Source organism: Candidatus Omnitrophota bacterium, assembly GCA_023227985.1.
Taxonomy (GTDB): Bacteria; Omnitrophota; Gorgyraeia; order Gygaellales; family Profunditerraquicolaceae; genus JALOCB01.
This window is the reverse complement of the sequence record JALOCB010000051.1, coordinates 1-7,398: the sequence shown is the minus strand read 5'-3', so window position 1 is coordinate 7,398 and position 7,398 is coordinate 1. Positions and strand designations below refer to the sequence as shown.

Annotated in this window: 9 protein-coding genes and 2 riboswitches; all 9 genes read left to right on the top strand. The window is 47.7% G+C overall.

The genetic code is table 11. The annotated features are described in order from the left end of the window. Nucleotides 1–463, top strand: a 463-nt coding sequence (locus tag M0R35_07530; GenBank protein MCK9595507.1) for a nitrophenyl compound nitroreductase subunit ArsF family protein, incomplete at its 5' end; no start/stop codon positions are given. Next, nucleotides 463–1,152 (top strand): aromatic aminobenezylarsenical efflux permease ArsG family transporter, encoded by a 690-nt coding sequence (locus tag M0R35_07525; GenBank protein ID MCK9595506.1) that lies wholly within the window; start codon nt 463–465, stop codon nt 1,150–1,152. The genes M0R35_07530 and M0R35_07525, both read left to right, overlap by 1 nt. 4 nt (nt 1,153–1,156) lie before the next feature. Next, the gene (gene arsB / locus M0R35_07520; protein ID MCK9595505.1) at nt 1,157–2,344 is read left to right on the top strand and encodes an ACR3 family arsenite efflux transporter; all 1,188 of its coding nucleotides are present in this window, start codon (nt 1,157–1,159) and stop codon (nt 2,342–2,344) included. A 27-nt stretch (nt 2,345–2,371) separates the two neighbouring features. Next, a riboswitch (TPP riboswitch) is annotated at nt 2,372–2,483 on the top strand. Between the two features lie 171 nt (nt 2,484–2,654). Continuing rightward, nucleotides 2,655–3,431: a sulfide-dependent adenosine diphosphate thiazole synthase gene (locus M0R35_07515; protein MCK9595504.1), complete on the top strand. Its 777-nt coding sequence runs from the start codon at nt 2,655–2,657 to the stop codon at nt 3,429–3,431. A gap of 94 nt (nt 3,432–3,525) precedes the next feature. Then, nucleotides 3,526–3,719: riboswitch (cobalamin riboswitch) on the top strand. 202 nt (nt 3,720–3,921) lie between these two features. Next, on the top strand, nt 3,922–4,818 hold the full coding sequence (locus M0R35_07510; protein MCK9595503.1) for a cobalamin-binding protein: 897 nt from the start codon (nt 3,922–3,924) through the stop codon (nt 4,816–4,818). Next, a complete protein-coding gene (locus M0R35_07505; protein MCK9595502.1) occupies nt 4,799–5,758 on the top strand; it encodes an iron ABC transporter permease in 960 nt (319 codons plus the stop codon). Before M0R35_07510 ends, M0R35_07505 begins: the two co-directional genes overlap by 20 nt. Then, nucleotides 5,758–6,546 (top strand): ABC transporter ATP-binding protein, encoded by a 789-nt coding sequence (locus tag M0R35_07500; GenBank protein MCK9595501.1) that lies wholly within the window; start codon nt 5,758–5,760, stop codon nt 6,544–6,546. Before M0R35_07505 ends, M0R35_07500 begins: the two co-directional genes overlap by 1 nt. Next, the gene (locus tag M0R35_07495) at nt 6,546–7,184 is read left to right on the top strand and encodes a histidine phosphatase family protein (protein MCK9595500.1); all 639 of its coding nucleotides are present in this window, start codon (nt 6,546–6,548) and stop codon (nt 7,182–7,184) included. Before M0R35_07500 ends, M0R35_07495 begins: the two co-directional genes overlap by 1 nt. A gap of 18 nt (nt 7,185–7,202) precedes the next feature. Further along, a partial coding sequence (locus M0R35_07490) for a bifunctional adenosylcobinamide kinase/adenosylcobinamide-phosphate guanylyltransferase (protein MCK9595499.1) occupies nt 7,203–7,398 on the top strand: 196 nt, incomplete at its 3' end.

Sequence of the window (7,398 nt, the reverse complement as noted above, 5' to 3'; positions counted from 1 at the left end):
ATTTAATTGTAAATTCTTATACAACTGGGAGTTAGGTACAACGTCTACGATGATAAAACGATTGTTTTTTGTTCTCTGCGTTATCGGATCAAACGCTGTTTGTTTTGCCGCTGACAATACGCCGGCTGCCGCGATATACGCGTATTATTTCCACGGAAATGTCCGCTGCGCGACCTGCCACAAGTTGGAGCAATATTCCCAAGAGGCGATTGAAAACAATTTCAAAGATGAATTGGCTTCCGGAAAACTCCTGTTCAAAGTAATTAACGTGGAGGAGAAAGAAAACGCGCATTTCATAGACGACTATCAGCTTTACACCAAGGCATTAGTTATTTCCCGGATAAAAGACGGGAAGGAGCTACGGTCGAAAAACCTTACCCGGATATGGGAGCTTGTGGGCAATAAGGCAAGGTTCCTGGAATATGTTAAAGAAGAGGTGTCCAACTTCTTAAAAGAGTCATAATGGATGGCATCCTGATAGCTGCGGCATCCGCGTTATGGCTGGGGATCTTAACTTCCATCAGCCCCTGCCCTCTGGCGACTAATATAACCGCGATCTCTTTCTTAGCGAGAAAAATAGCCCATCCTAAAATAGTATTCTTCTCGGGCCTGGCTTATACTACCGGCAGAATGATCTCCTACGCGCTCCTGGGGATTATCATCGCTAACTCGCTCTTAAGCGTCCCGACCCTGGCTAATTGGCTGCAAAGATACATCAATAAAGTTTTCGGCATTATATTGACCCTTACCGGGTTATTCTTATTAGATATCTTAAAGTTAAATTTCAAGGCAATTACGATTTCCGCCAGGCAACAGGATAAACTTGCCGGCGCCGGAATAGGAGGGGCTTTTGCTTTAGGATTGTTCTTCGCTCTGGCATTTTGCCCAATATCCGCGGCGCTTTTCTTCGGCAGCCTTATACCGCTGGCGCTTAAATATAAACCCGGGGCATTATTGCCGCTGATCTACGGCATTGGGACAGGCCTGCCGGTATTATTATTCGCTTTCTTGATCGCCCTGGGCATATCGTCATTGAACCGCTGGTTCAAATGGATGACCAGGATAGAATACATTATGCGCAAAGCCACCGGGCTGATATTTATCCTGGCCGGGATATATTACATATGGGTTTATCTGTTAAAAAAAGGATAAAAACATGAAGAGCGCTGTTCACGAAAAAAGGAGTTTAGGATTATTTGAAAGATATCTTACTCTGTGGGTTTTTATATGTATCGCCTTAGGCGTATTGACCGGAAAAATCGCTCCCGAGGCGGCAAAGATGCTAGACGGCATGTCTATCTATGTGAACGGTGCCCCGGTGGTTTCAATACCTATCGCGATATGTTTGTTCTTTATGATGTATCCCATAATGGTCAAGATCGATTTCGCCGAAGTTATCAAAGCCGGTAAATCGCCTAAACCGGTATGGTTGACGCTTTTTGTGAACTGGGCAATAAAGCCTTTTACCATGTACGCGATAGCTTACATTTTTCTGGGAGTTTTGTTCAAAGGATTTATCGGCGCGCAGGCGATTGATTTTGTTAAATTGCCTCCCGGGGCGGATTGGCTGTTGGGCTCTGTCCACGGCGCGGGAACGGTTGTTACGCATGAAGGGCTGAAGATGCTCCAGGTGCCTTTATGGCGCAGTTATTTCGCCGGGTGTATTTTGTTAGGCATTGCCCCTTGCACAGCTATGGTTTTAGTCTGGGGGTTTCTGGCTAAAGGCAATGACGGGCACACATTGGTCATGGTGGCTATTAATTCCCTGACCATGCTCGTGCTTTACGGGGTTTTAGGGGGATTTCTTTTGGGCGTAGGAAGGATGCCTGTTCCCTGGCAGGCGTTGTTATTATCGATTGTTATTTATGTGGCTTTGCCTCTTGTGGCAGGATATTTCTCGCGTAAATGGATCGTATCGTTTAAAGGCGCAGAGTGGTTTAATGAGAAGTTCCTGCATATTCTGTCGCCGGTCTCGATCATTGCCCTTTTATTTACGCTTATACTTTTGTTCTCATTTAAAGGCGCGGTGATCCTCGCGCAGCCGCTGACCATCCTATGGATAGCGATCCCGCTCTTTATCCAAACTTGTTTGATTTTCGCGATCACCTACTGGCTGGCGAAGAAACTGAAGTTAAGCTATGCAGACGCGGCCCCCTCGGCAATGATCGGCGCGAGCAATCATTTTGAAGTCGCCATAGCCACAGCCACTATGCTTTTCGGGATCTCATCGGGAGCGGCGCTGGCTACGGTTGTCGGCGTTCTGATCGAAGTGCCGGTAATGCTGATGTTAGTTAAATTCTGTTTAAGGACGCAGAATTGGTTTGCCCGCGGATTGAACAGTTGACAAAAAATAGATTTATGCTGTAATTATATATAATAACAGGGGAGGCTGTGCGTCAGCCTGAGAGTTCCGCGCGGTAAGCGGATTACCCTAATAACCTGATCTGGATAATGCCAGCGTAGGGAACGAAGGTCTTATTTAACCCTTATGCCTGCGGCATAGGGGTTTTTTATTGAGCAGATGATTTACGGAGTATTGGCACGACGTAAACCATAGGCCGAAGGCCGTCTGCGAAATAATCCCGAAGCGGGCGCAGAAGATTTCAAGAGAAATCTTCAAGCGCTTACGCGAGGGATAACCAAAGGAGCCTGCCATGCAGCTGGATGAAATAAAGATCTCAAAAGCCATCATCGAATCATACAACAACAAGCTGGTCGACGCTTTGAACGTGGATGTGGCGATAGTCGGCGCCGGCCCTGCCGGGATGTGCTGCGCCTATTATCTGGCCAAACAGGGAAAAAAAGTGGTAATGTTCGAACGCAAACTGTCCGTGGGCGGGGGAATGTGGGGCGGCGGGATAATGTTCAATGAGATCGTATTTCAGGAAAAGGCCAAAGCCATCCTTGATGAATTCGGGGTAAGAACACGATTATATGAGAAAAATTACTACCTGGCGGATTCCCTGGAAACAGTTTCCACTATCTGTTCAAAAACAATTAAAGCCGGGGTAAAAATATTCAACTTGATCAGCGCGGAAGACGTGATGATCCGCAAGAACAGGATCTGCGGACTGGTGCTGAACTGGACAGCGGTGCAAATGGCCAATCTTCATGTTGACCCTATCACTATGGCGGCGGATTTTGTGGTTGACGCCACCGGACACGCCGCTGAAGTAGCGCGCATAGCGGAAAGAAAATCCGGTATTTCTTTAAAGACATCGTCCGGTAAAGTAAACGGCGAACAATCCATGTGGGCTGAAGTAGGAGAGGATACGATCGTAAGGAATTCCAAAGAAGTAGCTCCGGGGCTATATGTCTGCGGGATGTGCGCGAACGCGGTATATGGGGCGCCCAGAATGGGGCCGATATTCGGCGGGATGCTGTTATCCGGTAAAAAAGTGGCTCAGGAGATAAAAAACAAGTTGAAATAATGCATCGGGGCGGTTCTGGGGACACTTTTAAGCATACCTCAGAACCGCTTTAAAATATTGTTTGACAATTTATCGGCAGGTGGTATCTTAAGAGAGTCAAGTTAGTGATATAGGTTTAGGGAAACTCGTCCTTCGGTTGAACGAAGTGTATGAATTCGAGTGCGGTCCCGCCGCTGTAAGGGTGGACGAAAGCTGTAAATGTCACTATCCTGTTAACGCAGGATGGGAAGACGCAGCAAGTAGGAAGATACCCGAGCCAGAAGACCTGCCTATATAAAACGTAACGCCTCGCGGAAAGGGCCAAGTAATATTTGGGTGCAACCCTGATGTCAGTGATAAGCTGAAATCAGGGTTATTTTTTTGAGGCCACAACTTATGAGGAAGCGCAGCTGACGAACATAAGTTGTTTGGCCGAAAAATCCCGAAGCGTGCGCAGAAGATTTCCGGGAAATCTTCGAGCGTTTACGCGAGGGATGAAAATTTTAAATTTATGAAGAAAATAATCATAATAATTTGCCTGGTATTGCTCTTTGGCCAGGAACAGTTCCCTTGCGCGGCTAACAACAGCTCGGCGGAGACGGGAACAGTTCCCTCCTCCGGCGCCCCGCGTTACATTTCCCTGGCGCCGTCCACTACGGAGATACTTTTCGCCTTAGGCCTGGATGATGAAATAGTAGGGGTAAGCACATACTGTAATTATCCGGAAGAGACGGGATCAAAAACGAAAATCGGCGATTTCAGCCATCCGAACATGGAAACGATAATTTCCCTGCGCCCGGATTATATTTTCGGCACCGGCCTGGAACAGCTACCGGCGATCGCGGAATTAAAAAAGATATTTCCCCATATTTATGTCGCTGATCCGGCGACCGTAGGCGACCTGCTCAAGACTATCAACGATATCGGAGCGCTCACTAACCGGACAAAAGAAGCGCAAAGATTGCTGCGTAAAATGTTCGAAGACATCGAGACGGTAAACGTCCTGGTCCAAAGCATCCCGCAGGACAAAAGAGTGAAGGTTTTTGTCGAGATCTGGCATGAGCCGTTGATGACCGCGGGAAAAGGCTCTTTCATCGATGAATTGATCACTATGGCCGGCGGAATAAACGTCGCACATAATGTGGTAAGGCCATTCTGCAATTACAGCGCAGAAAAGGTGATAAGCCTTGATCCGGAATGCATAATAATGACTTACATGGATAAAGAAACGCCGTTAAAGCTGCTTGAATCCAGGTTCGGATGGGGACAGATCAAGGCGGTAAAGGACAAAAGGGTATTTAATGATATAGACCCGGACATCCTCTTAAGGCCGGGGCCGAGAATAACCGATGGGCTGAAAGAAATATTCAAACGATTATACCCGCAAAATGCCGAAATATCCGAGTAAAAAATTCTTTATATTATTTTGCCTGCTGATCATCGCCATAATCTTGGGGATAACTAACGGCGCGGTCAATATTCCGCTGGCTGGGCTGTTATCGAAGGGAAACCAGTTGATCCTGCATATGCGTATTTTAAGGATCGCGGCCGCGATCCTGGCTGGATGCGGATTGGCTGTTTCCGGGATCGCCTTGCAGGCCATATTGCGCAATCCACTGGCTGAACCGTACCTGCTGGGCACTTCCAGCGGCGCCGGACTGGCCGCGGTAGCCGGCATAATATTCGGCCTTTCCAGGATATATATGCCCTTGGCGGCGTTTTTGGGAGCAGTAGCGAGCATTATCCTGGTCTATAACCTGGCAAGAGAAGGCACGCGCATCTCGGATAATTCCCTGATCCTGGCCGGCGTGATCGTTTCGATCGCATTATCAGCAGTGATCGTTTTTCTGATATCCATATCCGGCAACGCCGCTATACACGAGATGAGCTGGTGGTTATGGGGAAATATGCAGGTTTATGACCCCCGGCTGGTCGGATTGATCAGCGTTCCGGTGATCCTGGGGATAATAGCGATCTATATATTCTCGCAGGACCTGAATGCCATCAGCATGGGAGAAGAAGAAGCGATGCACCTGGGAATCAACACCCAGAATATAAAAAAGATTATGATCCTGACTACCGCGTTGATCACCGCCTGCCTGATCTGTATCTGCGGGATAATCGGGTTTGTCGGCTTGATCGTCCCGCATATGATGCGCAGGATAGTAGGGCCGAACCACAAAGTGCTCATCCCGGCGACCTGCATTGCCGCGTCTTTGTTCATGGTCGCCTGCGACCTGATTTCCCGGACGCTGTTTTCGCCGGTGGAAATACCGATAGGCGTGATCACTGCAATGATCGGAGCGCCGCTATTCATTATACTCTTAAAAAGAGGGAAAAAGATTTGATGGACGCCTTGTTAAGAATAGACAATGTAAGCGCCGGTTACCACCATGAGGAGGTTATCAAATCCGTGTCGCTGGAAGCGCGCCCAGGCGATTTCCTCGGACTTATCGGCCCGAACGGCTCAGGCAAAACCACGCTTTTACGCCTGGCTACCCGCGTGCTTACGCCGGCAAAAGGTGAGATATATTTCAAAGGCCGGAATATTTTCCAGATGGACCTAAAAGAATTCTGCCGCAACGTGGCGTTTGTATCCCAGGATATCCCCACGGATTTTTCATTTTCAGTATTAGAAATGGTCCTGATGGGCAGGATCCCGCACCTGAAGAGGCTGCAATTTGAGACAAAGAAAGATATAAAGATAGCCGAGGCGGCCCTGGAGATAACCGATACCCGGGGGCTCAAACAAAAATCCATCGATGAATTAAGCGCCGGCGAGCGACAGCGGGTGGTCATTGCCCGGGCATTAGCGCAGGAGCCGGTATTATTGTTCCTGGACGAGCCCACATCGCATTTGGATATCGGACACCAGATACAGGCGATGGACCTGTTGAAGAAATTAAACCGCAATAATAATCTGACCATCGTTATGGTCTTGCACGACCTTAACCTGGCCAGCGCTTACTGCAACCGCATTGCCCTGATCAATGAAGGCGCGGTATTTAAACAAGGGACTCCGGAAGAAGTGCTTACTTACCAGAATATCGAGTCGGTATACAAGACCCTGGTCCTGGTCAACAGTAATCCGATAACCCAAAAACCCAATGTGGTATTAGTACCGGGGGAAAAATAATGCCGACCACGCTATATTTGATCAGGCACGGAATAACCGAATGGAACCAAAAAGGGATATACTGCGGCAGGATCGATGTGCCTTTAAGCAAAGAGGGAAAACTCCAGGCAACCCGGCTTAGCCGTAAATTACGATCCGTCCGCTTTGACAAAATATACTCCAGCAGCAAGAAACGCGCTTTGCAGACAGCCAGGATCGTTTTTGGCGATTCTAAAATAATCCGGTTGGCACAATTGCGGGAAGTAAACTTCGGGGTGATGGAAGGATTGACCTATGAACAGATACTTAAAAAATATCCGGCCGCTTACCGGAAATGGTTTAAAAGCCCTTATTCCAACCCTATGCCTAAAGCGGAAAACCTGAACGCGTTCAAGAACAGGATAGAAAAAGCGATAAACGGAATAGTCAAAAGCAACAAGGACAAAACCATAGCAATAGTCTGCCACGGCGGCTCGATCAGCATATTCCTTACCAGAATATTGCGTAATAAAAAGTTCTGGGAATATATCCCCAGCCCGGCGACCGCCACTATTGTAGACGTCGTTCATAAACCAACGTCCGGGAAGAAGCTACAAATAAATTACAAATTAAGGAAGCAAAAACATTTATTTGTAAACATCTATAACAAAAAGAGTTAGCTACAACGTCTACAAAATATGGGAAAGATAATCTTTATAACAGGGGGGGCAAGGAGCGGAAAAAGCACATACGCCGCCAGCCTCGCTGAAAAGCATAAGAAAGTGGCGTTCATCGCCACCTGTCAGGCGTTGGACAGGGAAATGGCCAAGCGGATCAAACTGCACCAGCACGATCGGCCGTTGAGATGGAAGACATTCGAAGAACCTAAAAAAG